The organism is Streptomyces sp. NPDC058741, assembly GCF_042746715.1.
Taxonomy (GTDB): domain Bacteria; phylum Actinomycetota; class Actinomycetes; order Streptomycetales; family Streptomycetaceae; genus Streptomyces.
On sequence record NZ_JBHYQH010000100.1, the window covers coordinates 1 to 3,307 of the forward strand.

Sequence of the window (3,307 nt, forward strand, 5' to 3'; positions counted from 1 at the left end):
CACGGCATCCCCCTCCGCCCCACCCCCACCCCCATCCACCCCGACCTCCCCACCTACCCCTTCCAAGGCACCCACCACTGGCTCACCCCCTCCACCGGAGGGGACCCCCAGTCCCTCGGCCTGCGTTCCGTCGGCCACCCGATCCTCGGCGCCGCGGTCCATCGTGCCGAGGAGGACGGCCTGGTCCTCACGGGGCAGATCTCCACGGCCACCCACCCCTGGCTCGCCGACCACGTGGTGAACGGGACCGTCCTGTTCCCCGGCACGGCCTTCGTCGAGGCCGCGATCCGGGCGGGGGACGAGGTGGGCGCGTCCGTCCTGGAGGAACTGGTCCTGGAGAGTCCGCTCGCCGTCGAGGCGAGGCAGACCGTCAGCGTCCAGGTCACCGTCGGTGCCCCGGACGCGTCCGGGCGGCGGCCGGTCGGCGTCCACTCCGCGCCGCAGAACGGCGAGTCGGCCGACAGTCCGCTGTGGACCCGGCACGCCCGCGGCTTCCTGGCGCCCGCAGCGGCGCGGAGCACCGGCTCCGGGCGAGCCGGGGAACTCGCCGTCTGGCCGCCGCGCGGGGCCGAGGAGGTGCCCGTCACGGATGCCTACGAACGGATGGCGCAGGCGGGTTACGGGTACGGCCCGGCGTTCCGGGGCCTGCGGTCCCTCTGGCGCCGGAACGGGGAGGTCTTCGCCGAAGTCGCGCTGCCCGAGCACGAGAGGACCGACGGCTGGGGTGTCCACCCGGCGCTGCTCGACGCCGCCCTCCACGCCGACGTGCTGAACGAGATCGGGAAGGAGGGCGCCGGTCCGCTCAGCCTGCCGTTCTCCTGGCAGGACGTGGAATTGCACGCGTCCGGAGCCACCACCCTGCGGGTCCGGCTGACGTGGTCGGACTCCGAGGGCGTCACGGTGCTCGCCGTCGACCCGACGGGTGCCCCCGTCGTCTCCGTCGGCGCGCTGCTGACGCGGCCGGTGTCCGGCGGAGCGGTGACCGCGGTCGGCGAGGCCGTCCGGCAGATGCTGCTGCGCACGGAGTGGCGGGACCTCGCGCCGGGACCCGTGCCGACACCCTCCGGCCGGTGGCTCGTGGTGGGCGACCGGGCCGACGGACTCACGGCCGCCCTCGCCGACGCCGGCGTGGACGCCTCCGGCGCGCGGGACCTGACCGCGGACTCCTCCGCCCCCGCGCCCGACACCGTGCTCCTGCTCCGCGACCGGCCCACGCCGGAGGCCGCGGACACCGCCGCCATGGTCCACGCCCTGGTGCGGGACACGCTCGCGCAGGTCCGACGTCACCTGACCGACGAGCGGTACACGGGGGCGCGCCTGCTCGTGGTGACCCGGGGCGCCGTGCCGGCCGACTCCGTCTCCGGCGTCACCGACCCGGCCGGCGCGGCGGTCTGGGGTCTCGTCAGGGCGGCGCAGGCCGAACACCCCGGACGCCTGGTCCTGGTCGATCTGGAACCCGGGACGGACCCCGGGGCCGGGGAGGTGACCGGACTTCTGGCCGCGGTCGCCTCCGGTGAACCGCAGACCGCGGTCCGCGCGGGCGGACTGCGCGTCCCCCGTCTGACGCCCGCCACGGACGCGGCGTCCGGCGAGCCGCCCCGGCTGGACCCCGAGGGGGTCGCCCTCGTCACGGGTGGGACCACCGGCGTGGGCCGCCTGGCCGCCCGGCACCTGGTCACCGCGCACGGTGCCCGCCGTCTGCTGCTGCTGAGCAGGCGTGGACGCGCGACCGAGGGCGTCGGCGACCTCGTGGACGAACTGACCGGCCTGGGCGCCTCGGTGGCCGTCGAGGCGTGCGACGTGGCAGACCGCGACGCGCTGGCCGCCGTGCTCGACGGCCTCGACCGTCCGCTGACCGCGGTCGTGCACAGCGCGGGCATCCTCGCGGACGGCATGGTCACCGGTCTCTCCCCGGAACAGGTCGACACGGTGCTGCGGCCCAAGGTGGACGCCGCGCTGCACCTCCACGAGCTCACACGCGACACGGACCTGGAGCTCTTCGTCCTCTTCTCCTCGATCGCCGGCACCCTCGGGGGCGTCGGACAGGCCAACTACGCCGCGGCCAACGCCTTCCTCGACGGCCTGGCCGAGCACCGGCGCTCCCTCGGCCTGCCGGCCACCGCCGTGGCCTGGGGCCTCTGGGAGGACGGCGGCCTGACCGCGCACCTGGGTGCCACCGACCGCGACCGCATCGCCCGCAACGGTGTCAGGCCGCTCACCGCCGAACAGGGACTGGCCCTCCTCGACGCCGCCGTCGCCCTCGACGCGGCGACCTGTGTCGCCGCCCGCTTCGATCATGCCGCGCTGCGCCGCCGCCCCGAAGGGGTTCCCGCCCTGCTGAGCGGTCTGGTGCGGACCACCACACGGCGTACCGCCGCCGACGCGGGGGGCCGTGCGAACGATGCCGCGGCCGAGCTGGCCGGGCTGTCTCCGAAGGAGGCCGGGCGCGTCCTGCTGGCCCTCGTGCTCCGGCACGCCGCCGCGGTCCTCGGACACGAGACGCCGGACGCCGTGCGCGCCGACGGCGCGTTCAAGGACATCGGCTTCGACTCGCTCTCCGCGGTGGAGCTGCGCAACCGGCTCAACGCCGCGACCGGCCTGCGGCTGACGCCCACCGCCGTCTTCGACCACCCCACCCCGCAGGCGCTGGCCGAGCACCTGAACGAGAGCCGCCCCGGAGCCACGGTTTCCACGTCCCCGCCGCCGGTCCGGACGACCGCGCCGCCGGACGACGACGCCATCGCCGTCGTGGCCATGGGATGCCGGCTCCCCGGCGGGGTCACGGGTCCCGAGGACCTGTGGGACCTGCTGCGGTCCGAGACGGACGCGATCAGCGAGTTCCCCACCGACCGGGGCTGGGACCTGGACACCCTGTTCGACCCCGACCCGGACAAGCCCGGCACGTCCTACACCCGCAACGGAGGCTTCCTGGACGGCGCCGGACGCTTCGACGAGGCGTTCTTCGGCATCTCACCGCGCGAGGCGCTCACCATGGACCCGCAGCAGCGGCTGCTCCTGGAGACCGCCTGGGAGACCTTCGAGCGCGCCGGCATCGACCCGACGTCCCTCGACAAGAGCACGGCCGGCGTGTTCGTCGGTGCCATCGCCCAGGAATACGGCTCGACCCTGCTGCACGAGGCCCCGGAGGGCCTGGACGGCCTGCTCCTCACGGGCAACGCCACCAGTGTCATCTCCGGCCGACTCTCGTACCTGCTGGGGCTGCAGGGGCCGGCGATCACGGTGGACACGGCGTGCTCGTCGTCGCTGGTGGCGATCCATCTGGCGGCGCAGTCGCTGCGCAACGGGG

The 3,307-nt window shown here is 75.3% G+C and carries 1 protein-coding gene; it reads left to right on the forward strand.

Annotation, left to right across the window (positions count from 1 at the left end; genetic code table 11):
• The coding region (locus ACFW6P_RS32000; RefSeq protein WP_386425780.1) for a type I polyketide synthase at positions 1-3,307 on the forward strand (3,307 nt) is incomplete at both ends.